Origin of the sequence: Tenebrionibacter intestinalis, assembly GCF_016632365.1 — a bacterium.
GTDB lineage: Bacteria > Pseudomonadota > Gammaproteobacteria > Enterobacterales > Enterobacteriaceae > Tenebrionibacter > Tenebrionibacter intestinalis.
Genome location: NZ_JAEPBH010000001.1, coordinates 177,848 through 202,769, shown reverse-complemented (window position 1 = coordinate 202,769; position 24,922 = coordinate 177,848). Strand labels below are relative to the sequence as shown.

Here is a 24,922-nt window from a genome sequence, read left to right as displayed (position 1 = left end):
CTCCTTAGCAGTCTTTCGGATCAAGGGCGTCGCGCAGGCCGTCACCAATAAAGTTAAAGCAAAATAGCGTAACGACCAGGAAAGCCGCCGGATACATCAGCAGCCACGGCGACACCTCTATTGAGTTAGCGCCATCGCTTAATAACGCCCCCCAACTACTAAGCGGTTCCTGCGTGCCAAGGCCCAAAAAACTCAGGAAAGATTCGAACAGGATCATACCCGGCACCAGCAGCGAAGCATAAACCACCACGACGCCAAGAACATTTGGTACGATATGCCGCAACACAATACCAGACGTGGATACGCCAGCGACCAGTGCGGCTTCGATAAATTCCGTACGCCGCAGGCTCAGCGTTTGTCCACGCACAATACGCGCCATATCCAGCCACGACACCATGCCGATGGCGACGAAAATCAGAAAAATATTTTGTCCAAAAAAGGTCACCAGCAAAATAACGAAAAACATGAACGGAAAAGCATTAAGTATTTCCAACAGACGCATCATTACGGCGTCCACACGCCCGCCAAAATATCCGGATAGCGAACCATAAAGCGTACCGGCCATAACGGCCACCAGCGCGGCGGCCACGCCGACCATCAGTGAGATTCGCCCGCCAACCGCCACGCGCACCAGCAGGTCACGCCCGGACGAATCCGTGCCGAAATAGTGTCCCGAAACGCTATCCGGCGCGCTCGACATCATGCCCCAGTCGGTATCGTCATAGGTATAGGGCGAGAACACCGGCGCCAGAATCACAAATAGCGCAATAAGCGCCAGCACGATAAGGCTCGCCAACGCCGCGCGGTTATGCATAAAACGGCGGCGGGCATCCTGCCACAAACTCCGTCCTTCAATTTCCAGCTTCTCGCTAAAGTTCTCCAGCGCCACGCTGTTTTTCCTGGTAAATAACATCGCTCAGCTCCAGCGTCAGTAGCGGATTTTGGGGTCAATAACGGCATAAAGCACATCAACTACGGTGTTGAATGCAATAGTCAGCGCCCCGACCAGAATGGTCAGGCTCAGCACCAGTGAATAATCCCGGTTTAGCGCCCCGTTTACAAAAAGCTGCCCAATACCGGGCAGGCCGTAAATGGTTTCGATAACCATCGACCCTGTGATAATCCCCACAAAAGCCGGCCCCATGTAGGAAAGCACCGGCAATAGCGCCGGGCGCAGGGCATGGCGCAGAATAATGCGCCGCATTGGCAACCCTTTAGCGCGCGCGGTACGGATAAAATTCGCATGCAGCACTTCAATCATGGCGCCGCGCATAATGCGCGCAATGCTGGCAATATACGCCAGCGACAGCGCCACCATTGGCAAAATCATGAACCTCAGCGCCCCGCCGTTCCAGCCGCCGCCCGGCAGCCATTTAAGCGTGATTGAAAAAATCAGCACCAGCAGCGGCGCCACGACAAAACCGGGAATCACAACGCCAGTCATGGCAAAACCCATCACCGCATAGTCCCATTTGGTATTTTGCTTTAGCGCGCCGATAACGCCGGCGCTAACGCCCAGCACAACCGCCAGTAAAAACGCCGCGCTACCCAGCTTCGCTGATACCGGGAATGACGCGGCAACCAGATCGTTTACCGAATAATCTTTATATTTAAAAGAAGGACCGAAATCGCCGTGCGCCAGTTGTTTCAGGTAGTTGAAATACTGGGTCATAATGGGATCGTTAAGATGGTATTTCGCCTCAATATTCGCCATGACTTCCGGCGGCAAATTGCGCTCGCCGGTAAACGGGCTGCCCGGTGCAAGGCGCATCATAAAGAAGGAAATGGTAATAAGGATAAATAACGTTGGTATCGCTTCCAGGCAGCGGCGAAGAATAAATTTTAGCATTGTTCCGGCTCCGGGCCTGTGCCCTTAACTTACTGAAAATTAAGTCACTGTGGGGCCAGGTTGCGCCCGCCCCACCCGCTGCAATTATTGTTTAATAATGTACATATCTTTAGTGTACGTATTATCCAGCGGATCCTGGCCGGTATAGCCTCCTACCCAGGGTTTAACAAGACGGGTATTAACATAGTAATAGACCGGAACAATCACAGAATCTTTATCTAACTGCTGCTCTGCCTGATTATATAGCCCCGCTCTTTGAGCATCGTCGTTTACCTGTAGGGTCTGCGCCATAATGTTATCGAAGGCTTCGCTTTTATAATGCGACGTATTGTTTGAGCTGTCCGACAGCATCGTATTGAGAAATGAGGTCGGTTCGTTGTAATCCGCACACCATCCTGCGCGGGCCACATCGAAGTTACCCTGATGGCGGGTATCAAGAAAGGTTTTCCACTCCTGGTTTTCCAGCTTCACATTAACGCCGATGTTTTTCTGCCATATTGATGCCGTAGCAATGGCCATTTTCTTGTGTAAATCAGAGGTGTTATAAAGCAGGCTGAGCGTCAACGGTTTATCTTTGCCGTAGCCCGCATCCGCCAGCAACTTGCGCGCCCGGGCATTGCGCTCGTCCTGGCTCCAGCCCATCCAGTCCGGTTTCACAAATTTTGCGCTGTCGGCATAGGGCGGCGTAAAGCTCCATGCCGGAATATCGCCCTGATTTTTCACTTTACTAACGATAATATCGCGATCAAGTCCCAGTTTCAGCGCCTCGCGCACGCGCGGATCGTTAAACGGCGGTCTCTTATTATTAATTTCAAAATAATAAGTACACATGTAAGGCGTAATACGCAGCTCATCAGGCAGCTCATTTTTGAGCTTTCGGAACAGTTCAATGGGAAGATAGTTATTGGTGATATCAATTTCACCGCTGCGATAACGGTTCACATCGGTTACTTCAGAAACGACAGGCAGCCAGGTGACACTTTCAATTACCGTTTTGCTATTGTTCCAGTATTGTGGATTGCGCGCCAGAACGATGCGCTCATTGACGACCCAGGACTTGAGCGTATAGGCCCCGTTAGTCATCATATTCGCAGGCTGCGTCCACTTTTCTGCAAACTTTTCTATTGCCGCCTTCGGCACCGGCGACATAGAGGGATGGATCAGTAATTTGTAGAAATACGGCACAGGTTCGCTGAGCGTAACCTCAAGCGTGCGATCGTCCAGCGCCTTGACCCCCAGCGCGGCAGGCTTTTGTTTGCCGGCGATAATGTCATCAACATTCGCAATATGGCCATATTGCAGATAACTGGCATAAGGCGAGGCCGTATTGGGATCGGCCAGGCGTTGCCAGCTATAAACAAAATCCTGTGCCGTTACCGGATCGCCGTTAGACCATTTCGCCTCTTTGCGCAGATGAAAGGTCCAGACTTTAAACCCTTTATTTTCCCACGCTTGCGCAACGCTGGCCACAGGGTGCCCCTCCCTGTCGGAAATCAACAAGCCCTCGAACAAATCACGGCTGATATTTGTTTCCGGCACCCCTTCAATTTTGTGCGGATCGAGCGACTGAACTTCAGAGCCGTTATTACGCACCAGCGTTTGTTTTTGCGCAAGCGCTACCCCAGCGGGCACATCAGCGGCGCTCGCAGCCCCCATCGCGGCAAAGGCGGTCAACAGCACCGCGGCTATTCTGTTTTTATTAATAGTGGTCATTGCATTATTACTCCGCTCATTATCCTTAAGCATTAAATCTGGCTTTTTTAATACAGAAACATACCGCATTTTTTTGCCTGCACGCGCCTAACGCCGCAGGATTTTACCTGGCAACGCAGCAGTAAATATCCTTTTTTGCATAGTTGAAACAGGGCCGTTAACCCGGGAATATCGCTTTGATTCGGTGAAAGGCTTCAGGCGTAGCGTAAACCGAAACCTATCAAAAGCGTTAATGTATCACCAATAGGGATGGCAAAATTGTTAACTGCTTCTCTTTTGCCTGCCGCCCCGCGTGCGCGCCCTTTCCCGCATTACCGTACCGCTAACGCCTGCGGGCGTATTTATTGCAAAAAACGGCCAAACGCAAAAAAATACAGCGTTGACGCATCGGGCTACGTACCCGCAACGGGCTAATTTATAGATTTCTTCAATGGGGTTACGGTGCTTAGCCATGTGGCGATACGAATAGCAGACGCAAACCGTTAACACCGCGTAAAATTACCGCTTCAGCGATATCACGAGACTTAACAAAACGAAAGGTTTAGCGCGTAAAAACGCAGCCGGGCGGCTGCGCGAGGCTGTTACCAAACGCCGGGCAACGACGTTGCCCCGAAGCCTCAGGGGGATGAATGACGCAGACGGCCTCTCAGCCCAGCAGACCGGGGAAACTGGCCTTAATGCCGGTAATGATAAATTCGATACCCAGCGCCATCAGCAATAGCCCCATAATTCGGGTGATAACATTGATACCCGTCTGGCCAAGAAATCTTACCAGCCAGGGCGCAGCGCGAAACAATAGCCAGCAGCTCAAAGCAAATGCAGCGATAGCCACCGAAAAGCCTAATAAATTACTCCACGAATTAAAACGCGTACCCCAGACAATTGTGGAGCTGATAGCGCCTGGCCCCGCCATTAGCGGCAGCGCCAGCGGCACAACGCCCACGCTTTCGCGAATGGCCGTTTCTGATTTTTCCTGTTTGTTTTGTTTATCTTCGCCCAGTTTGCCGCTAATCATTGACATGGCGATTGTCACAACCAGGATACCGCCAGCGATACGAAAGGAATCAATCGAGATGCCGAACACCTGAAGAATGCCATCGCCCAGAAACAGGGAGGTCCACAAAATGATCGCCACAGAAAGGTTAGCAGTAAGGTTAGTCTTATTTCTGGCGGGAGCCGTCTGGTAGCTCGTCATGCTGATAAAAACCGGAATAATGCCAACCGGGTTTACCAGTGCAAAAAGGCCAATAAAAAATTTGAAATAGATAGCTAAGTCGAACACCAGAAGATGCTCCAGAATGAACAAAAAAGGCCTGCGTAATGTAAATGAAAACGGTGAAACGCGCTATTCGATTTATGGTTTTTCCGACCTCATTTACAGGACAATAAAGTGATACAAGGCGTTAATGTTATTTACATGTTGACTTCTTTGTCGCTTAACGTGTGCGTAATGTGACTGCCTGTTTAAACCTATACTAAAGTTATCCAGTTCGCTTGCTGAAAGGTGTCAGCATCTAAAAAACGTGATACCAGTCACATAAAATGTACCCAAAAGGAAGTAGCCTTATTCCACAACCAGAGAGAATAAACGCATCAGGATAAATTTTATGATAAGGCTTTTTTAGTAAATCAGCGCCGGTTAAGGCTTCATAAAAAAACAGCTTAAGGGCAATGACTATACTTTCTCCCTGGGCCGTTGATTTACTAAAAAAGTTTAACTTTACCAGGAGAGCATTATGGCCGTTACTAATGTTGCTGAACTTAACGCACTCGTTGAACGCGTGAAAAAAGCCCAGCGTGAATACGCCAACTTCACCCAGGAGCAGGTTGATAAAATCTTTCGCGCCGCTGCGCTCGCTGCCGCAGATGCCCGCATCCCTCTTGCGAAAATGGCCGTTGCCGAATCCGGAATGGGTATCATTGAAGATAAAGTGATAAAAAACCACTTTGCATCTGAGTATATCTATAACGCCTATAAAGATGAAAAAACCTGCGGCATTCTCGATACCGACGAAACGTTTGGCACTATCACTATCGCGGAGCCTATTGGCATCATCTGCGGTATTGTTCCGACCACAAACCCCACGTCTACCGCCATTTTCAAATCGCTGATTAGTCTTAAAACCCGTAACGCGATTATCTTTTCCCCACATCCACGAGCAAAAGACGCCACGAACAAAGCTGCAGATATCGTCATGCAGGCCGCGATTGCCGCCGGCGCGCCGAAAGATTTGATCGGCTGGATCGATCAGCCTTCCGTCGAACTCTCTAACGCCCTGATGCATCATCCGGATATTAACCTGATTCTGGCTACCGGTGGTCCGGGCATGGTTAAAGCGGCATACAGCTCCGGTAAACCGGCTATCGGCGTAGGCGCAGGCAACACGCCGGTTGTGATTGACGAAACGGCCGATATCAAGCGCGCGGTAGCTTCTATTCTGATGTCCAAAACGTTCGACAACGGCGTTATCTGTGCTTCAGAGCAGTCGGTTGTCGTGGTGGATTCCGTTTACGACGCGGTTCGCGAGCGTTTCGCAACGCACGGCGGCTATCTGTTGCAGGGCAAAGAACTCAAAGCCGTTCAGGATATTATTCTGAAAAATGGCGCGCTTAACGCAGCCATCGTCGGCCAGCCGGCCACAAAGATCGCTGAAATGGCAGGCCTGACCGTACCGGCTGGCACCAAAATTCTTATCGGCGAAGTCTCCGTGGTTGACGAAAGCGAGCCATTTGCTCACGAAAAACTCTCCCCGACGCTTGCCATGTACCGCGCAAAAGATTTTGACGATGCGGTGAATAAAGCTGAAAAACTGGTCGCAATGGGCGGCATCGGCCACACCTCCTGTCTGTACACCGACCAGGACAACCAGCCTGCTCGCGTTCAGATATTCGGCGATAAAATGAAAACCGCGCGTATTCTTATCAATACGCCAGCCTCTCAGGGCGGTATTGGCGATCTGTATAACTTTAAACTCGCGCCTTCCCTGACGCTGGGCTGCGGCTCCTGGGGAGGAAACTCTATTTCTGAAAACGTAGGGCCAAAGCATCTGATCAACAAAAAAACCGTTGCTAAGCGAGCAGAAAACATGTTGTGGCACAAACTTCCGAAATCTATTTACTTCCGCCGTGGTTCTCTGCCGATCGCCCTGGATGAGGTAATTACCGATGGTCACAAACGCGCGCTAATCGTCACTGACCGTTTTCTGTTTAATAACGGCTATGCTGACCAAATCACTTCGGTGTTGAAAGCGGCGGGCGTTGAAACGGAAGTGTTCTTCGAAGTTGAGGCCGATCCCACGCTGAGCGTCGTTCGCAAAGGCGCGGAACTGGCGAATTCCTTCAAGCCAGACGTTATCATCGCGCTGGGCGGCGGTTCCCCAATGGATGCTGCAAAAATTATGTGGGTGATGTACGAGCATCCGGAAACGCATTTTGAAGAACTGGCGCTGCGTTTTATGGATATCCGTAAACGCATTTATAAATTCCCGAAAATGGGTGTGAAGGCGAAAATGATTGCCGTCACGACAACCTCCGGCACCGGTTCAGAAGTAACGCCGTTCGCCGTGGTAACTGACGACGCAACCGGCCAGAAATACCCGCTGGCGGACTATGCCCTGACCCCGGATATGGCAATTGTAGACGCCAACCTGGTGATGGATATGCCAAAATCTCTGTGCGCCTTCGGCGGCCTGGATGCCGTTACGCACGCGCTGGAAGCCTATGTTTCCGTACTGGCAAGCGAATTCTCTGACGGTCAGGCCTTACAGGCTCTGAAGCTGCTTAAAGAAAATCTGCCGGCTTCATATCATGAAGGCGCGAAAAACCCGGTTGCGCGTGAACGCGTTCACAGCGCAGCCACCATTGCCGGTATCGCGTTTGCCAATGCCTTCCTGGGCGTATGCCACTCTATGGCGCATAAACTCGGCTCTCAGTTCCATATCCCGCACGGTCTGGCCAATGCCCTGCTGATTTGCAACGTTATCCGCTATAATGCGAACGATAACCCGACGAAACAGACCGCGTTCAGCCAGTACGACCGTCCGCAGGCTCGCCGCCGCTATGCCGAGATAGCCGATCACCTGGGGCTGACCGCCGTCGGCGATCGCACCGCAACCAAAATTGAGAAGTTACTGGCCTGGCTGGAATCACTCAAAGCCGAACTGGGCATCCCGAAATCCATTCGTGAAGCGGGCGTTCAGGAAGCTGATTTCCTGGCCCATGTGGATAAATTGTCTGAAGATGCATTCGATGACCAGTGTACTGGCGCTAACCCGCGTTATCCGCTGATTGCTGAACTGAAACAAATACTGCTGGATACCTACTACGGGCATGATTTCGTAGAAGGCGCGGCCGCTTCAGCTTCAGCGCCAGCGAAAGCCGAAAAGAAAGCGAAAAAGAATGCTTAATTGCCGGCGGGTAAAACCTGCCGTCCAGTTAAGGTTCGACTGACAAAATCTGACCTTACGGGTCAAAACGGCTTCTCTTAAACAAGCCACAGACCCTTAGCAAACGTCGGGCCGAACCCCTTCGGCCCGAAATGTCAGAAAACGAAAAAAATCAGCCCATTGTTTTTCGGCTAACAGCGTTAAAGAGGACAAAACCGCGTTTTGTCCTCTCAGTTTGTTGACANAAGAGGACAAAACCGCGTTTTGTCCTCTCAGTTTGTTGACAAAAAAGAAGGAAAAAACGGGGTTTTTCCTTCTTTGTGGTAAGCAGGCGAAAATCAATTCATTGATTTTCCTTATTTTTTGTTGTATTTCATCCATCCTGTCTGCGACAGGATGGGGTTTGTCAGCAGTCTCAGAGGACAAAACCCCGTTTTGTCCTCTTTGTTATCAATCAAAACGGCTTCTCTTACACAGGCTGTTTTTTAACGCATTCCCCCTGCTGCGGCTTTACGATCTTCTCTGTAGCTCACCGTTATGCTTACCCGGCGTTTCCTGCCTGCGCACGCGACAGGGGCTAAAAAGCTTCAGGCACGCTCACAGCGCGGCTACTGGCGCTAAGCAGACAGGCATAGCGGCTTATCGATACAAAGCTCATAACGCCATACCGTAAGCTTAAGCCATAAGCGCTTCAGCGGCGGCGTAAACGACACAGGAATAATGCGCGCCCGGCACAATGTTTCGGAAAATATCCCGCCTGAAGCCACGTTAAAAGCGTTTAACGGGCGCATATCCCGGTTTTTATCTCTATCCTGACCTGAACGCTCAGCGTGGCTGTAAACGGCTATCTGGGCGCTTACGGCGGGGCCGCGCTTAACGCCCCTGAATGGTTTGCAGCGAACCTGTCGCCAACGCGGTTTTGTAGTGCTTCCGGCATACTGAAACGTAACGCTCGTTGCCGCCAATAACAACCTGCTCTCCTTCATTATAAGGACGTCCGTCTTTATCGAGCCTGAGAACCATACTGGCCTTACGCCCACAAAAGCAGATTGTTTTTAATTCCACTAACTTATCCGCCCATGCCAGCAAATACTGGCTTCCGCTGAATAGTTCCCCACGAAAGTCGGTACGCAGACCATAGCAGAGCACGGGAATATCAAGTTCATCCACAACTTCAGAAAGCTCGTAAACCTGTTCACGCGTTAAAAATTGGCTTTCATCTACCAGCACACAATGTATCTGTTCACGCGTATTCTCAGCCTGGATATCCGCAAGTAATGAGGTGGTAGGATTATAAAGACGAGCGGGCGAGGATAAACCTATTCGTGAACTGACTTTTCCGACGCCAAAACGATTATCGATTTCTGCTGTATATACGAGGCTGCGCATCCCACGTTCCTGATAGTTGTATGCAGACTGCAGCAGAGCGGTTGATTTACCCGCATTCATTGCCGAATAGTAGAAATAAAACTGCGCCATTACCGGAAAACCCCAGTGAGTATGTGTCGTAATTGGAAAGTGGCTGATTGTAGCACACGCGCAAAAGTTAGTTCCCCTACCCGGCAAGCAAATTGGCGCAGGGTTTCATACCGTATAACTTCAATCTGTTACAGTGGGTTTACATTTAACTTTACCGGGAAGAGTCACTGTTAACGCCACTGTGTTTAAGGTTCTTTCTTTACACAAAAATGTCTTAATAGTTCACTTTTATTATTTTTACAATGACAAAGCATGGACCAGTCGAGTCGAAAGTTTTACCGCTGCGTCACGTCTATAAACACAGTACGGGAGTTTTTATCAACTTTCTTTTCACAACGACGCCGCGCTGAAATGATGAAAAACTGTCAGGATGCCTGTTTTTTCGCGAGCGGGTGTAGGTCAAATTTCCGCTAATGGAATAATAAAAACAGGGTAAATAAGCCTGAATTTTTGATTCATTACATTTTCGGCTATTGCAGATCCAGAATTAACACTCTATTATTACTTCAACAAACCCAACCCCAATATAAGTTTGAGATTACTGCAATGAGCGAAGCACTTAAAATTCTGAACAACATCCGTACTCTTCGCGCCCAGGCAAGAGAATGCACCCTGGAAACGCTCGAAGAAATGCTGGAAAAACTTGAAGTCGTCGTTAACGAGCGTCGTGAAGAAGAAAGCGCCGCCGCTGCTGAAATTGAAGAACGTAACCGTAAACTACAGCAGTATCGTGAAATGTTGCTTCAGGATGGAATCGATCCGAATGACCTGTTAAGTGTATTAAGCAACAGCGTGAAATCCGGTTCCAAGAGCAAACGCGCTGCCCGCCCTGCAAAATATTCCTACACTGATGAAAACGGCGAAGATAAAACCTGGACTGGCCAGGGCCGTACGCCAGCCGTAATCAAAAAGGCTATCGAAGAAGAAGGCAGATCTCTGGACGACTTCCTTATTAGTAAAAAATAAGCACGCTCTCTGCTGATGTGTTTAAGAGACCCGCTCCGGCGGGTTTTTTAATTTTTTGCATAACACATCCACCCGTCATTCTTTCTCTAAAAATCATATATTTATCTGTAACCGTTTCCGGAAAAATACTTGCCCATGCCTGCTACAGGTATAAGCTGCTTGCCTCATAATGCGTTATTCCATAACTAATTCGCATACAAAAAGTAGTGCTATTCTGCCCCTGAAGGGACGCTGCTTACGGCTATTTATCGGTAAATTATGGGATAACCTTAAGAAAAAACACGTTCATAGCCACTGGTATGCGCCGTATTTAATTACATTTATTGATCAACCATGTAATAAATATCTGCTATAGGTAGCTAAATTTACTCGCTTATTTCTTAATATTTCCCCCCGTACGTTTACGATCGGTTTCGATATTTTTAGGTTAACACAGTAACGCTCACCTCCCCCTCTTTTTACCGTGCCGACAGATTAAACGTCCGAATGCTAAAAAAATTATTTTGCAATATCAGAAGATTACCACTATGGTTCATTAATACTCTTTCTGTATTGAGAGCAGCAATATCTGTTATGGTTTAGCGTCATTGCGCTGAACAACATGGGATATAAATCAGGATAAGGGGGAGCAGAGCGAGCAGTTTGCCGAACATATTCGTCGGCAAACCATTAAGGGAGGTAATTAAAACTGAGAAAGGGATGCGCCGCGACCAATAGCATAGTAAGCGAACCCGCGCTTATACATACGCTCCGGGTCATACAAATTGCGGCCATCAAAAATCACTGGCTGTCTGAGCGCTTGCTTAATAGCATCCAGATCCGGCGCCCGAAAACTTTGCCATTCGGTACAAATAACCAAAGCATCCGCTTTTTGTAGCGCGGCCTCTTTTGTTCCCATCAAACGCAGGTCGTCACGGTGACCGTAAATACGCTGTGCTTCATTCATCGCCTCAGGATCGTAAGCCTGTACCATCGCCCCCCGTTTCCATAATTCTTCCATAAGTATGCGGCTGGATGCTTCACGCATATCATCCGTATTAGGTTTGAAAGAGAGTCCCCAAAGAGCAAATGTTTTACCGCGCAAATCCTCGCCGAAATGGCGAGAAATATATTGCGGTAACTTAAGTTTCTGGTCGTTATTAATATCTTCCACAGCCCGTAGCAGACGTGGCGTATAACCCACTTGCTCAGCGGTACGGATAAGCGCCTGAACGTCTTTAGGGAAGCAGGAACCGCCATATCCACAGCCAGCATAAATAAAATGATAGCCAATACGTGAATCTGAACCGATCCCCTGGCGAACTTTCTCAATATCAGCGCCGAGATATTCCGCCAGGTTCGCTATTTCATTCATAAAGCTGATTTTAGTAGCCAGCATACAGTTTGCCGCATATTTGGTCAGCTCAGCGCTACGGATATCCATTACGATCATCCGATCGTGATTACGGTTAAACGGCTCATACAGCTCGCGCAACCACGCTTCAACCTCAGGGTTATCCGTACCAACGACAATACGTTCCGGACGTCGGCAGTCGGCAACTGCGGCGCCTTCTTTGAGGAATTCAGGGTTAGATACCACATCGAACGTAATGTCCACGCCGCGTGCATTCAGCACTTCCCGTATTACCGCGCGAACTTTGTCCGCTGTACCAACCGGCACGGTAGACTTATCCAGAATAACCTTATGAGAAGACATATGCTCAGCAATGGTACGCGCAACAGCGGTGACATATTTCAGATCGGCGGAACCATCCTCGTCGGGCGGAGTGCCAACAGCGATAAACTGTATCACCCCGTGTTCCACACCCACGCGAGGATCGGCGCTAAACCGCAAACGCCCCTCTTCATAGTTTTTCGTCACCAGCGGCGCAAGCCCGGGCTCATAAATAGGAATTTCACCTTTTTTAAGTTTTTCGACTTTGGTTTCATCAACGTCAATACACATGACGTCATGACCGACTTCAGCGAGTACCGCCGCCTGAACAAGCCCTACATAGCCAATGCCAAATACGGTTACTTTCATAGATTATTCCGGATTAAGTGCGTGTTACTTTTTATTACCCACCGTCTCATTTAGCCAGGCTGTGAATTCTTTTCCAAGGCTTGCATGTCGCACGCCGTACTCCACAAACGCCTGCATATAGCCGAGTTTATTACCGCAGTCATGGCTCTTGCCTTTCATGTGGTAGGCCTCTACGGTTTCTTTATCCATTAACATCGCGATAGAATCCGTTAGCTGAATTTCATCACCGGCTCCAGGAGGCGTTTTAGACAACAGCGGCCAAATTTCCGCACTGAGCACATAGCGACCGACTACAGCGAGATTCGACGGCGCCTCGCTGGCTTTGGGTTTTTCAACAATGCCTACCATCGGCACGCTATCGCCTGCGCTTAACGACACCCCTTTACAATCAACGACGCCATAAGCCGTCACATCTTCAACAGGTTCTACCATAATCTGGCTATTGCCGGTTTCATCGTAGCGTTTGATCATTTCCGCCAGATTTTCGCAGCTTAAATCCGACTCGAACTCATCCAGAATCACATCCGGCAAAACCACGGCCACCGGCTCGTTACCGACAACCGGATGCGCGCAGAGCACTGCATGCCCCAGCCCTTTTGCCAGCCCCTGGCGCACCTGCATAATAGTGACGTGCGGCGGGCAGATAGACTGAACCTCTTCAAGCAACTGGCGCTTAACGCGTTTTTCCAGCATGGCTTCCAACTCAAAGCTGGTATCGAAGTGGTTTTCAATGGAATTTTTTGAGGAGTGCGTCACCAGTACAATTTCGGTTATTCCGGCAGCGATACATTCGTTAACAACGTACTGGATTAATGGCTTATCAACCAGCGGCAGCATCTCTTTAGGGATTGCCTTCGTCGCCGGAAGCATTCTTGTTCCCAGACCGGCAACGGGTATAACCGCTTTTCTGACTTTTGAATTTACAGCAGCCATTACAATGCTCCTCACAGTACAAGTAATACACTTGTTCATTAATTAAAAAAACGGCTCGAGTATATCAGCTAAAAAACCACAACAGCCTTCAAATGCCCGAGTCATCGATAAATTAAGACTAATACGAAATTGCTATTGAGGGATATTATCACCCCAGTAAGTCAGGCTGAAAGGCATTCCCGGCGTGATAATGTAAATGCCTATTCCGTACTCAACATCAGGCGCAAACGCCCGCCCGTCCCCCAGATCTGACACTGCCAGGTGCTACAGGGATGGCTGATTTGATTAAGATGCGTACTGCCCAGCGTTCCCAACGGTACGCCATTGCTAACCTGAATTTGATGTTCTGCGGTATTTAATGTCGCATTCAAACCTGCGGAGACTAAAATGAGATTCTTTAAGGTACTGTGATAATAACCAACCAACAGAGGAAACTGGCCTGGCAAATTAGCCTGACGCAACAATTGATTAACCTGTTTTAATAATGCGCCCAGTTCCGGTAAACGCTGATGCTGATGAGCAAGTTGTTCCTGGAGCAAACCATTAAATAATGCACGTAATAACAAAGCGGCCAGTACCCCATTATCACCGGCACGCGTAACATCAAGACAATAAAAAGCAAGATCGTTATCAGATAACGGTGCGATATCCAACACCAGGCCAGGCGTATCGGCGCTCACTAGCTGCCGATAATTGATTTTGCACCCGGCAATTGTCTGTTGTACCGGCGGCTGAAGCTGCATGAGCAGTTTTGCTGCCGCACCCGGGTCGCTGACTAACGCATCCCAGTCCTGGAACAGCCGCTCCTCCTCCTCCACCCGCGAGTTATAAACGCCAGGATACAGGCAGGCAAAAACGGTTTCACGCAGACGGTTGAGATCCTTTATCGGCTTTAGCAACACATCCTGAACGCCAAGGCGTAGCGCCCTGGCGATATCTGACATATTTTCCGTTGCGGAAATCACCAGAATCGGCGTTTGGTCACCTGCGTTGCGAATCTCTTCTACCAGCGCCAGGCCGTTCATTCGCGGCATCGCAATGTCGCAAATAACCAAATCTGTGCGGCGGCTGTCCATTTGTTCAAGCGCCTCAACGCCGTCTGCAGCAAGCCGGGTTTCGGCGCCCAACGACGTAAGGTAAGTATCCAGCAGCGAGCGGAAAACATACTCGTCCTCAACAATTAAAATGTGTTTTCCGACCAAAGGCTGTGTCATGTGTATTCCCCTGACTGACAATAGATAAATAGTGGCATGCAATAGCAACTATCGCCTGTCAGATTTACCTGAAGAAACGTAAAACTTCCGCGATTGTTCATCGAGCCTCACCAGAGGTAAAAAGCTCATCCATTTTTTTCTCTACAGCCTGCATACCGACAGCTATCGCCTCGCCAGCATGATAAAAGTCGAGTGTCGAAAACTGCGGACAAAACGGCTGTAATAAACTATTTGGCGGATAGCCTGCCATACGGCTGCGCTTAAAACGGTTTTTCAGTGCCTGAATAGACGTGCTTATTATCTGCATTGCCGTTGACGTAACACGAGTTTGATGCGCAGTAAGCCTACGCAAACGCTTGCTCCAACCGGTAGAAATCTTTTTATCAACCGGTACAGAAACACGATAATTCAGCGACTGTCGCATCACGTGGGTATCATGCTGCAGGTCGGCGGCAATCACAATATCCGCCCCAGCGCGCACGTAAGTGAGACAGGCGCCGGGTTGACTGACGCGCCGCCGACCAACCAATAGTCATTATGGCGCACCGCAGTCAAAGGCCCGGGCCTACGCAAGGATACGCTGACGGCGGTATGAAGAGCGCCTTCGGTAAACCCGCGCGCCTGCTCCGTACTGAAACCGATCGCAACAGCGTCAATTTGACGCGGCATATTTTCAATAGCGTTACAGGGAATCAGCCTGCGAATATTGTTGAAAACACGCTTGCCGCGCAACAGCCCCCCACTATGCCAGGGGGTAACCATCAGGCGCAACACATCCCGGTAATGAAAAGATTGCGCCCAACGCTTAAAGGGTATCAAGCGATTGCGGGCATAAGCGGCGCCAACCCGCGCGCCGATGGAACAGCCAGCGATGATATCCGACCGTAGCCCAGGGCGCGCCAGCGCAGTAGTAACCCCGATATGCGCCCATCCTTTGGCCGCGCCCGCTCCCAGCGCCAGTCCTGTTTTAACCTGTTTCATCACGCCTCAGTTCAGCACCGTAAGCCCTCATGGCATCAGTACCACGACTCAGTTAACATAGTCGTACTCTTAATTTTTATCACCCGGGAGATGTCGTGTCACAATCTTGCCCCTGCGACAGCGGATTGGATTATAGCTTATGTTGCCAACCTTACCTACGCGGCGAGCGCGTGGCAAAGCGCCCATCGCAACTTATGCGCAGTCGATATACGGCCTTTGTTGTGCATGATGTAGAGTGGCTTATCAACAGTTGGCATCCATCCTGCGAAGCCGAAAAGCTACGCGACAGCATTATCGCCGGGTTTTCCACGACGCGCTGGCTCGGCCTGACTATTTTTGAAGACGCGCCTGAGCGTGATGAAGAAGGTTTCGTCAGTTTTATCGCCCGTTATGAAGAAAATGGCAAGCCGGGCGCGATTATCGAACGTTCCCGTTTCTTAAAAGAACAGGGGCAATGGTACTATATCGACGGTACTCGCCCTACGCCTGGGCGCAACGATCCCTGCCCCTGCGGCTGTGGGAAAAAATTTAAAAAGTGCTGTGGCCGTTGATGGCGCCTGGAAAAACACATTCAACAGGGTTTCCCCGCAATGCAATCAATACAAAAAAAAGTTCTCCGTACTATCTGCCCGGACCAGAAAGGGCTTATCGCCCGCATTACAAATATCTGCTACAAACACGAACTCAATATTGTTCAGAACAATGAATTTGTTGACCACCGTACGGGCCGTTTTTTTATGCGCACCGAACTGGAAGGCATTTTTAACGACGCCACGTTATTAGCCGATCTGGACGGAGCATTGCCTGACGGTTCGCTGCGTGAACTCACCCCGGCCGGTCGCCGTCGTATCGTTATCCTGGTCACTAAAGAAGCGCACTGCCTTGGCGATCTGCTGATGAAGGCTAACTACGGCGGGCTGGACGTAGAAATTGCAGCGGTTATCGGCAATCACGATACGCTGCGGTCGCTGGTTGAGCGTTTTAATATTCCCTTTGAGCTGGTAAGCCATGAAGGTTTAACGCGCGAAGCGCATGACGCAAAAATGGCTGACGCGATTGATGCTTACCAGCCCGATTATGTGGTTCTGGCTAAATATATGCGTGTGCTGACGCCCGCATTCGTTGCGCGCTTTGCGAATAAAATTATTAATATTCACCACTCCTTCCTGCCGGCGTTTATCGGCGCTCGCCCCTACCATCAAGCCTACGAGCGCGGCGTAAAAATTATCGGCGCAACGGCGCATTACGTAAACGATAATCTGGATGAAGGCCCCATCATCATGCAGGATGTGATACACGTGGATCACACCTATACTGCAGAAGATATGATGCGCGCCGGACGCGACGTGGAGAAGAACGTACTCAGCCGCGCGCTTTATCAGGTATTAGCCCAACGCGTCTTTGTCTATGGTAACCGCACCATTATCCTTTAATCGCTTCAGTAAGCGCGCGTTGCTAATTAACGCATTAAGGGCAAAAATTACGCAAACAGCCTGAATACCGTCAAGCAGTACTTTACAGCGGCGCTTCATTTGATATGATGCGCCCCGCTTTGCAAAACAAGCGTGAACCCGGGTGGGGTTCCCGAGCGGCCAAAGGGAGCAGACTGTAAATCTGCCGTCATCGACTTCGAAGGTTCGAATCCTTCCCCCACCACCAATCTTCCTTTCTTCCCCGCGATGCCGTACAGGCGATAAAGCCCTATACACCGCCCCAAGGGGGGAAGGTTGAGAACCTTCGATAAAGGTTCGGGTCGAACGTAAGCGAGACAACGTTGCCGCAGGCAACGGCCCGAAGGGTGAGCCGCCCTGCGGCGAATAATCCCTCCCCCACCACCAAACTTCCTTTCTTCCCCGCGATGCCGTACAGGCGATAAAGCCCTACATATCCGCCGCTCCAGGGGGAAGGTTGAGAACCTTCGATAAAGGTTCGCGTCGAACGTAAGCGAGACAACGTTGCCGCAGGCAACGGCCCGAAGGGTGGCGAACCGCAGGCGAAGATAAAGACAGCTCACCCGAAATGGCGGGATAAAACGAAACGAGACCGGAAGTCGCGCCGGCCGCAGGCTGATGACCGGGCGATGAACGCACCGCGAAGCGGTGATATTTTTGCGCCACCGCAGGCGATTGCAAAACAAGTCCTCTTTGCCCGTTAACCTGAACGTCCCCTTTGTCATCGGACGTTAAATGGACGAAACGCTCACTTAACCTTAACTGACCCGCATTATGCCCAAAGAGCGGCGATTTCGTGGCGGGAAGCAGGAAGGGTTAAAGAACGCGTCCTTTAACCCTTCCCTGAGAGAAAGTTGCGTCTTTCTGACCAACGCAACGTTCCGCGTGATGCTTAAACGAACGGCCTGCGCCAGCGCCGTTTATTTACAACGTCAAACGCCCTTAGCGACGTGCGCGGACAAGTTGATATTTACGCGTGAGGTATTCCACCGGCGCACTCCAGATATGCACCAGGCGCGTAAAGGGGAACAGTAAAAACAGAGTCATACCCAGCACAAGGTGAACACGGAAAACAACCGCTACGCCGTCAAGGTATGCGGAGGCCCCGCCGTGGAAAGTCACCACAGACTGCGCCCAGTTCACGAGTTTCAGCATTTCACTGCCGTCCATATGCTGAGCCGAAAACGGAATGGTTAACAGACCAAGCAGGCACTGCAGCACCAGCAAGCTGAGAACCAGAATATCCGCCGTCGTGGAGGTAGCGCGTATGCGCGGGTTAGTCAGACGACGCCTGAGCAACAAAGCGCCGCCAACCAACGTCATAACGCCGCACACCCCGCCGGCGATCATTGCCAGCTTCTGCTTAACGTCCATCGGCAGGAATGATTCATACATCCAGTGTGGCGTTAGCATGCCGAAGAAGTGGCCCACGAAAATGCCCAGGATCCCGAAATGAAACAGATTCGAGGCCAGATTCATTCCCTTACGGTCCAGCATCTGGCTGGACGACGCGCGCCAGCTATACTGACCGTAATCATAGCGCAACCAACTGCCTACCAGAAACACTGCGCCAGCGATATAGGGGTAGATATCAAAAAAGAACATATTCAGGAATTGCATTATTGCTGCCCCCCGTTAGTAATATTCAAATATTGCGGCGCTACGGCACCGGCAAAGCGACGTTGATGCGACGTAATATCCGAGTCGGCGCAGCCTGCATCGGCAAAAAATTTCACCTGCTCTTCTTCCCACACGGCATCCAGCGCCTGCGGAGTATCGTCACGCGCCTCACCGGCTATCTTCTCACGCACTTTGTCAGGATCGACGGCGGTCTGCGCCAGGTTAAGCAACAGATCAAACAGCACTGCATAGCGGCTTTCACGCTGTTTCAGACGCGCGCTCAGCAATGCCAGAATCGGCGCAATATCCTGCAACCCGCCGCGCGCTTCGCTTTGCGGCAACTGCGCCAGGTATTCAAGGTAAAGCGGCAGATGATCCGGCAGCTCGCGGCTGTCGAGCTGCAGTCCGGCGCGCGCATACTGCGCCATCAGATCCACCATCGCCTGACCTCTGTCGCGAGATTCGCCATGCACATGCTCGAACAACAACAGCGAGGTGGCGCGACCGCGGTCAAACAGCTCGCCGTAGCTTGCCTGCGCATCCAGCAAATCCTGACTCACCAGATCACGCAAAAAGTCGCCCAGCGCGTGAGTATCGCTTTGCTCAAGATTCGACGCATGACTTAACGCGTCAAAAAGCTCCTGCCGATGCGCAACCAGCTCAGCATCGGGATATTCCAGCAGGCGAGAAATGAGTTGCAGTTCAATCATGAGCGCTGCTCCGTCCCGGTATTCGCCGTTACATCAACAGCGTCAATACGGCGGCTGTTAAACAGATTGAATTGGGTATCCGAACCGTGGCAACCGTCGCCAAAGCTAAAACCGCAGCCGTTTTTCTCAGGAAACGCTTCACGCGCCAGCTCCCGATGGCTACTCGGGATAACGAAGCGATCTTCATAGTTAGCAATAGCCAGGTAGCGATACATCTCCTGCGCCTGCGCCTGCGTCAGCCCCACCTCTTCCAGCGCGCTCACATCAGTAACGCCGTCCACCGTTTCAGCACGCTTGTAATGGCGCATGGCCAGCATACGCCTGAGCGCTAACAGCACCGGCGCGGTATCGCCTGCGGTCAGCAGATTGGCAAGATACTGAACCGGGATACGCAGACTTTCCACATCCGGCAGGATACCGCTGTGCGGCAGTTCGCCCGCATCAGCGGCAGACTGAATCGGCGATAACGGCGGCACGTACCAGACCATCGGCAGCGTGCGGTATTCCGGATGAAGCGGCAACGCCAGCTTCCAGTCCATCGCCAGTTTGTATACCGGAGACTGCTGCGCCGCATCAATAACGCTCTGCGCAATGCCGTCTTTAAGCGCCTGCTCAATGACCGCCGGATCGTTTGGATCGAGGAACACATCCAGTTGACGCTGATACAGGTCGCGTTCGTCTTCCACGCTCGCCGCCTGCTCAATCGCATCTGCGTCATACAGCAGTACGCCAAGATAGCGGATACGACCAACGCAGGTTTCTGAACATACGGTCGGCATGCCTGATTCGATACGCGGGTAGCAGAAAATACACTTCTCGGATTTTCCGCTCTTCCAGTTGAAGTAGATTTTTTTATACGGGCAGCCGGTAATACACATGCGCCAGCCGCGGCACTTATCCTGATCGATAAGCACAATGCCGTCTTCTTCACGCTTATAGATAGCGCCGCTTGGGCAGGTAGCGACACAGGCCGGGTTCAGACAGTGTTCGCACAGGCGCGGAAGATACATCATAAACGTATTTTCAAACTGGCCGTACATCGCCTTTTGCATGTTCTCGAAGTTTTTATCTTTACTACGCTTCTCGAACTCGCCGCCTAAAATTTCTTCCCAGTTAGGGCCCGCTTCGATTTTGTTCATTCGCTGGCCGGTTATCAGGGAGCGCGGCCGCGCTACCGGCTGGTGTTTACTTTCCGGCGCGTTATGCAGATGCTGGTAGTCGTAGTCGAACGGCTCATAATAGTCGTCAATACCCGGCAGGTGCGGGTTGGCGAAAATTTTCCCCAGCAATGCGGCGCGGTTGCCCATACGCGGTTGCAGTTTCCCGTTGATTTTACGGATCCAGCCGCCCTTCCATTTTTCCTGGTTTTCCCAGTCGTTAGGGAAACCAACGCCAGGCTTGCTCTCAACGTTATTAAACCAGGCATACTCCATGCCTTCACGGCTGGTCCAGACGTTTTTGCAGGTCACTGAACAGGTGTGGCAGCCGATGCACTTATCCAGATTCAGCACCATGCCGACTTGTGAACGAATTTTCATTTTACGCTCTCCTGTTTCTGGTCATTGCCTTCGCCATCTAACCAGTCAATATTTTTCATCTTACGCACAACAACAAACTCATCGCGGTTGGAGCCAACGGTGCCGTAGTAGTTAAAGCCGTATGCCAGTTGGGCATAGCCGCCAATCATATGTGTCGGTTTCGGGCTAATACGGGTAACGGAGTTATGTATGCCGCCGCGCTGCCCGGTAATTTCCGACCCCGGCAGATTCACAATACGCTCCTGGGCGTGGTACATCATGGTCATGCCGGCCGGTACACGCTGGCTGACCACCGCACGCGCGGTTAACGCGCCGTTGCTGTTAAATACTTCAATCCAGTCGTTATCAACAATGCCCAACTCTTTCGCATCCGCTTCGCTCATCCAGACAATCGGGCCGCCGCGCGATAGCGTCAGCATGAGCAGATTATCGCTGTAGGTGGAGTGAATACCCCATTTCTGGTGCGGCGTCAGGAAGTTCAGCGCCTTTTCCGGATTGCCGTTGGATTTCGCCCCCATGACTGCTTTCACCGAGCGGGTGTCAATCGGCGGGCGGTACACCAGCAGGCTTTCACCAAAGTCGCGCATCCACGGGTGATCCTGATAAAGCTGTTGGCGCCCGGACAACGTACGCCACGGAATCAGCTCATGAACGTTGGTGTAACAGGCGTTATAAGAAACATGTTCGTCTTCCAGACCAGACCAGGTCGGGCTTGAGATAATTTTGCGCGGCTGCGCCTGAATATCGCGGAAACGAATTTTTTCCTCTTCTTTCGGCAATGCCAGGTGAGTATGGTCACGGCCGGTAAATTCACTGAGCGCGGCCCATGCTTTCACCGCTACCTGGCCGTTAGTCTCAGGCGCAAGCGTCAGGATCATCTCTGCGGCATCAATGGCGCTGTTAAGCATCGGCTGACCCTTAGCCGGGCCTTCTGATTTCTCATAATTGAGTTTGCGCAGCAGATCCATTTCACTTTGCGTATTCCAGGCAATGCCTTTACCGCCGTTGCCGATTTTCTCCATTAACGGGCCGATAGAGGTAAAGCGCTCATACGTAGCCGGATAGTCGCGTTCAACCACCATCAAGTGCGGCGCGGTCTTACCTGGAATCAGGTCGCATTCGCCTTTTTTCCAGTCTTTCACATCCAGCGGCTGCGCCAGTTCGTTGGCGGAGTCGTGCTGAATCGGCAACGTAACCAGATCGGTTTCCTGGCCCAGATGACCGATGCAAACTTCAGAGAATTTTTTCGCGATGCCTTTATAAATTTCCCAATCGCTTTTTGATTCCCAGGCCGGGTCCACGGCGGCGGAAAGCGGATGAATAAACGGATGCATATCCGAGGTATTCATATCGTCTTTTTCATACCAGGTCGCCGTCGGCAGCACGATGTCGGAATACAGGCAGGTGCTGGAAAGGCGGAAATCCAGCGTGACGACCAGGTCAAGTTTGCCTTCCAGCCCGTTGTCTTTCCACTCCACTTCTTCCGGCATTACGCCGCCCTGCTTGCCAAGATCCATCCCCTGAATGCCGTGCTCGGTGCCGAGCAAGTATTTGAGCATGTACTCGTGCCCTTTACCGGAAGATCCCAACAGGTTGGAACGCCAGACAAACAGATTACGCGGATGGTTGCCGCCCTCATCCGGCTGCTCGGCGGCAAAACGAATATCGCCGGATTTCAGCGCGTTAACGGTGTAATCGACCGGGCTCATACCCGCTGCCTCTGCCGCCGCCTTAATGCGCAGCGGGTTTGTGCCAAGCTGCGGCGCCGACGGCAGCCAGCCCATGCGCTCGGCCCGCACGTTAAAGTCAATCAAATGGCCGCTGTAGCGCGATTTATCCGCCATTGGCGACAGCAGTTCCTGTGCGGTAAGGGTTTCGTAGCGCCACTGGCTGGAGTGGTTATAGAAAAACGAGGTACTGTTCATATGGCGCGCCGGACGCTGCCAGTCCAGGGCAAACGCCAGCGGCTGCCAACCGGTTTGCGGGCGCAATTTTTCCTGGCCTACGTAGTGCGCCCATCCGCCGCCGCTCTGGCCGATACAGCCGCAGAAGATAAGCATGTTGATAAGGCCACGGTAATTCATGTCCATATGGTACCAGTGGTTAAGGCCAGCACCGACGATGACCATAGAACGACCGTGCGTTTTATCCGCGTTATCTGCGAATTCACGCGCAGTGCGGATAATCTGTTGACGCGGTACGCCGGTGATTTGCTCAGCCCAGGCCGGGGTATAGGCTTTCACATCATCGTAGCCGGTGGCGCAGTTAGCGTCGTCCAGCCCCCGATCGAGGCCGTAATTCGCCATTGTCAGGTCGTATACCGTAGTGACCAACACGCTGCTGCCGTTCGCAAGCTGCAGACGGCGGGCCGGCAGCTTATGCACCAATACGTTATCAAGCGCCACATGCCTGAAATGTTCGCTGCCATCACCGCCAAAATAGGGGAAACCTACGTCTGCGATTTCGTCATGACTGCCAAGCAGGCTCAGACGCAGCTCAGTATCGTCGCCGGTTGTACCATTACGCTGTTCAAGGTTCCATTTTCCCTTCTCGCCCCAGCGAAAGCCGATAGAACCATTCGGCGCAACCAGTTCGCCGCTGCGATCGTCAAAGGCGACGGTTTTCCATTCCGGGTTGTTTTCCTGGCCCAGAGCGTCCACCAGATCGGCGGCGCGCAGCATGCGCCCGGCAGCCATTACGCCGTCACGCTCCTCCAGCATCACCAGCATCGGCATATCGGTGTAGCGGCGCACATAATCGGTGAAGTACTGGCTTGGCCTGTCGAGATGGAATTCACGCAGCATAACGTGACCCATTGCCAACGCCATCGCACTGTCGGTGCCCTGTTTCGGCGCCAGCCACAGATCGCACAGCTTGGCGATTTCGGCATAGTCCGGCGTAACGGCGACGGTTTTAGTGCCTTTATAACGCACTTCGGTGAAGAAGTGTGCGTCCGGCGTACGGGTCTGCGGTACGTTCGACCCCCAGGCGATAATATAGCTGGAGTTGTACCAGTCGGCTGATTCCGGCACATCGGTCTGCTCACCCCAGGTCATAGGCGAGGCAGGCGGCAGATCGCAGTACCAGTCATAGAAGCTCAGGCAAGTGCCGCCAATTAAAGACAGATAGCGCGCGCCGGAAGCGTAAGAAACCATCGACATCGCAGGGATAGGTGAAAAACCGGCGATACGGTCCGGCCCATAGGTTTTGGCGGTATAAACGTTTGCCGCAGCGATAAGTTCATTTACTTCCTGCCAGGAGGAGCGGACAAAACCACCGCGACCGCGCGCCTGCTTATAGCTTTTTGCTTTATCGGCATCCTGCATGATGGACGCCCAGGCCTCGACCGGATCGCTGTGGCGGGATTTCGCATCACGCCAAAGTTTAATCAGGCGTTTGCGCATCAGCGGATATTTCAGGCGGTTAGCGCTATAGAGATACCAGGAGTAGCTGGCGCCGCGCGGGCAACCGCGCGGTTCGTGATTGGGCATATCCGGTCGGGTGCGCGGATAATCGGTCTGCTGCGTTTCCCAGGTGACAAGGCCATTTTTAACGTAAATTTTCCAACTACATGAACCCGTACAGTTTACGCCATGCGTGGAACGGACAATCTTGTCATGCTGCCAGCGTTGGCGATAACTGTCCTCCCAGTCCCTGTTAGTGGTCAACAACTGCCCGTGACCCTCGGCAAAGGTATCGCCCTTCTGTTTGAAGTAACGAAACCTGTCTAAAAACTTGCTCATCGGGATTCTCCTGATGTGGGGAGCTTAACGCTCTTCTCAATCGACATTGCGGAATTTGCCGAAACGGTAACGCGCGGAATTAATACTGGATTTGACAATGATCAACGCTATCAGGAGAGCAAGTTTGTCAAAAAAACAAAAACACCCCTAAAGGGGTATGAATAATTTAAATCTAATGATTTGTTTTTTATAAATAAAACGACAAATTTATTGTATTACAAAAGAGAAACCATGAATTCAATACTATTTAGGGGTAACCCTGTCTAAGCCAATTATATTGTACTATCCTTCTTTCTGGATTAGATGTGGCCTTATTA

General features: G+C 51.3%; 16 protein-coding genes, 1 tRNA gene, 2 other RNA genes and 1 pseudogene. 7 read left to right on the top strand and 13 right to left on the bottom strand.

From position 1 onward, the window contains the following. Positions 1 to 4: 4 nt before the first annotated feature. From oppC to JJB97_RS00935, 4 genes are all read right to left on the bottom strand, one after another. Positions 5 to 913 (bottom strand): oligopeptide ABC transporter permease OppC, encoded by a 909-nt coding sequence (gene oppC, locus JJB97_RS00950; protein WP_238711918.1) that lies wholly within the window; start codon positions 911 to 913, stop codon positions 5 to 7. A 15-nt stretch (positions 914 to 928) separates the two neighbouring features. Further along, positions 929 to 1,849 carry an oligopeptide ABC transporter permease OppB gene (gene oppB, locus JJB97_RS00945; RefSeq protein ID WP_238711917.1) on the bottom strand — a complete coding sequence of 307 codons (921 nt, stop codon included), beginning with the start codon at positions 1,847 to 1,849 and terminating at the stop codon, positions 929 to 931. 84 nt (positions 1,850 to 1,933) lie between these two features. After that, positions 1,934 to 3,562, bottom strand: coding sequence for an oligopeptide ABC transporter substrate-binding protein OppA (oppA, locus tag JJB97_RS00940; RefSeq protein WP_238711916.1), 1,629 nt, complete (start codon positions 3,560 to 3,562; stop codon positions 1,934 to 1,936). A gap of 646 nt (positions 3,563 to 4,208) precedes the next feature. Continuing rightward, on the bottom strand, positions 4,209 to 4,847 hold the full coding sequence (locus JJB97_RS00935) for a YchE family NAAT transporter (protein ID WP_399197869.1): 639 nt from the start codon (positions 4,845 to 4,847) through the stop codon (positions 4,209 to 4,211). Between the two features lie 451 nt (positions 4,848 to 5,298). On the opposite strand from JJB97_RS00935, the gene adhE reads away from it, so the two are divergent. After that, positions 5,299 to 7,968 carry a bifunctional acetaldehyde-CoA/alcohol dehydrogenase gene (gene adhE / locus JJB97_RS00930; RefSeq protein ID WP_238711915.1) on the top strand — a complete coding sequence of 890 codons (2,670 nt, stop codon included), beginning with the start codon at positions 5,299 to 5,301 and terminating at the stop codon, positions 7,966 to 7,968. A gap of 852 nt (positions 7,969 to 8,820) precedes the next feature. Here the strand turns inward: adhE and tdk are convergent. Further along, positions 8,821 to 9,426 (bottom strand): thymidine kinase, encoded by a 606-nt coding sequence (gene tdk, locus JJB97_RS00925; RefSeq protein WP_238711914.1) that lies wholly within the window; start codon positions 9,424 to 9,426, stop codon positions 8,821 to 8,823. Between the two features lie 546 nt (positions 9,427 to 9,972). Here tdk and hns point away from each other — a divergent pair. Then, complete coding sequence (hns, locus tag JJB97_RS00920) at positions 9,973 to 10,392, top strand: histone-like nucleoid-structuring protein H-NS (protein ID WP_238711913.1); 420 nt, start codon at positions 9,973 to 9,975, stop codon at positions 10,390 to 10,392. Between the two features lie 682 nt (positions 10,393 to 11,074). On the opposite strand, the gene JJB97_RS00915 is transcribed toward hns, so the two are convergent. The 4 genes and pseudogenes from JJB97_RS00915 to rssA form a co-directional block, all read right to left on the bottom strand. Beyond that, positions 11,075 to 12,415 (bottom strand): UDP-glucose dehydrogenase family protein, encoded by a 1,341-nt coding sequence (locus JJB97_RS00915; RefSeq protein WP_238711912.1) that lies wholly within the window; start codon positions 12,413 to 12,415, stop codon positions 11,075 to 11,077. A 24-nt stretch (positions 12,416 to 12,439) separates the two neighbouring features. Beyond that, positions 12,440 to 13,348 (bottom strand): UTP--glucose-1-phosphate uridylyltransferase GalU, encoded by a 909-nt coding sequence (gene galU, locus JJB97_RS00910; protein ID WP_238711911.1) that lies wholly within the window; start codon positions 13,346 to 13,348, stop codon positions 12,440 to 12,442. A gap of 200 nt (positions 13,349 to 13,548) precedes the next feature. Next, entirely contained in the window at positions 13,549 to 14,562 is a 1,014-nt protein-coding gene (gene rssB / locus JJB97_RS00905) for a two-component system response regulator RssB (RefSeq protein ID WP_238711910.1), read from the bottom strand. Between the two features lie 48 nt (positions 14,563 to 14,610). After that, positions 14,611 to 15,543: pseudogene (gene rssA, locus JJB97_RS00900) on the bottom strand (patatin-like phospholipase RssA). Between the two features lie 95 nt (positions 15,544 to 15,638). Between rssA and JJB97_RS00895 the strand changes: the two are divergent. The 5 genes from JJB97_RS00895 to JJB97_RS00875 all read left to right on the top strand — a co-directional run bounded on the left by JJB97_RS00895 (position 15,639) and on the right by JJB97_RS00875 (position 17,564). Continuing rightward, positions 15,639 to 16,094 (top strand): YchJ family protein, encoded by a 456-nt coding sequence (locus tag JJB97_RS00895; protein WP_238711909.1) that lies wholly within the window; start codon positions 15,639 to 15,641, stop codon positions 16,092 to 16,094. 39 nt (positions 16,095 to 16,133) lie between these two features. After that, a complete protein-coding gene (gene purU, locus JJB97_RS00890) occupies positions 16,134 to 16,976 on the top strand; it encodes a formyltetrahydrofolate deformylase (protein WP_238711908.1) in 843 nt (280 codons plus the stop codon). 141 nt (positions 16,977 to 17,117) lie between these two features. Beyond that, a tRNA-Tyr gene (locus tag JJB97_RS00885) sits at positions 17,118 to 17,202 on the top strand. Positions 17,203 to 17,249: 47 nt separating this feature from the next. Further along, a non-coding RNA gene (locus JJB97_RS00880) (RtT sRNA) lies at positions 17,250 to 17,381 on the top strand. A gap of 49 nt (positions 17,382 to 17,430) precedes the next feature. Then, a non-coding RNA gene (locus JJB97_RS00875) (RtT sRNA) lies at positions 17,431 to 17,564 on the top strand. Between the two features lie 372 nt (positions 17,565 to 17,936). On the opposite strand, the gene narI is transcribed toward JJB97_RS00875, so the two are convergent. The 4 genes from narI to JJB97_RS00855 are packed head-to-tail and all read right to left on the bottom strand — an operon-like array spanning position 17,937 to position 24,605. Continuing rightward, entirely contained in the window at positions 17,937 to 18,614 is a 678-nt protein-coding gene (narI, locus tag JJB97_RS00870) for a respiratory nitrate reductase subunit gamma (RefSeq protein WP_238711907.1), read from the bottom strand. Next, entirely contained in the window at positions 18,614 to 19,324 is a 711-nt protein-coding gene (gene narJ / locus JJB97_RS00865) for a nitrate reductase molybdenum cofactor assembly chaperone (protein ID WP_238711906.1), read from the bottom strand. Before narJ ends, narI begins: the two co-directional genes overlap by 1 nt. Next, entirely contained in the window at positions 19,321 to 20,862 is a 1,542-nt protein-coding gene (gene narH / locus JJB97_RS00860) for a nitrate reductase subunit beta (RefSeq protein WP_238711905.1), read from the bottom strand. The genes narJ and narH overlap by 4 nt, the downstream gene beginning before the upstream one ends. After that, complete coding sequence (locus tag JJB97_RS00855; RefSeq protein ID WP_238711904.1) at positions 20,859 to 24,605, bottom strand: nitrate reductase subunit alpha; 3,747 nt, start codon at positions 24,603 to 24,605, stop codon at positions 20,859 to 20,861. Before JJB97_RS00855 ends, narH begins: the two co-directional genes overlap by 4 nt. Positions 24,606 to 24,922: the final 317 nt, after the last annotated feature.

Excerpts from the sequence above, each read along its gene's own strand:
- hns (WP_238711913.1), top strand. The coding sequence starts at position 9,973 with ATGAGCGAAGCACTTAAAATTCTGAACAACATCCGTACTCTTCGCGCC.
- galU (WP_238711911.1), bottom strand. The coding sequence starts at position 13,348 with ATGGCTGCTGTAAATTCAAAAGTCAGAAAAGCGGTTATACCCGTTGCC.
- oppB (WP_238711917.1), bottom strand. The coding sequence starts at position 1,849 with ATGCTAAAATTTATTCTTCGCCGCTGCCTGGAAGCGATACCAACGTTA.
- rssB (WP_238711910.1), bottom strand. The coding sequence starts at position 14,562 with ATGACACAGCCTTTGGTCGGAAAACACATTTTAATTGTTGAGGACGAG.
- tdk (WP_238711914.1), bottom strand. The coding sequence starts at position 9,426 with ATGGCGCAGTTTTATTTCTACTATTCGGCAATGAATGCGGGTAAATCA.
- purU (WP_238711908.1), top strand. The coding sequence starts at position 16,134 with ATGCAATCAATACAAAAAAAAGTTCTCCGTACTATCTGCCCGGACCAG.
- oppA (WP_238711916.1), bottom strand. The coding sequence starts at position 3,562 with ATGACCACTATTAATAAAAACAGAATAGCCGCGGTGCTGTTGACCGCC.
- oppC (WP_238711918.1), bottom strand. The coding sequence starts at position 913 with ATGTTATTTACCAGGAAAAACAGCGTGGCGCTGGAGAACTTTAGCGAG.
- adhE (WP_238711915.1), top strand. The coding sequence starts at position 5,299 with ATGGCCGTTACTAATGTTGCTGAACTTAACGCACTCGTTGAACGCGTG.
- narH (WP_238711905.1), bottom strand. The coding sequence starts at position 20,862 with ATGAAAATTCGTTCACAAGTCGGCATGGTGCTGAATCTGGATAAGTGC.
- narJ (WP_238711906.1), bottom strand. The coding sequence starts at position 19,324 with ATGATTGAACTGCAACTCATTTCTCGCCTGCTGGAATATCCCGATGCT.
- JJB97_RS00915 (WP_238711912.1), bottom strand. The coding sequence starts at position 12,415 with ATGAAAGTAACCGTATTTGGCATTGGCTATGTAGGGCTTGTTCAGGCG.
- narI (WP_238711907.1), bottom strand. The coding sequence starts at position 18,614 with ATGCAATTCCTGAATATGTTCTTTTTTGATATCTACCCCTATATCGCT.
- JJB97_RS00855 (WP_238711904.1), bottom strand. The coding sequence starts at position 24,605 with ATGAGCAAGTTTTTAGACAGGTTTCGTTACTTCAAACAGAAGGGCGAT.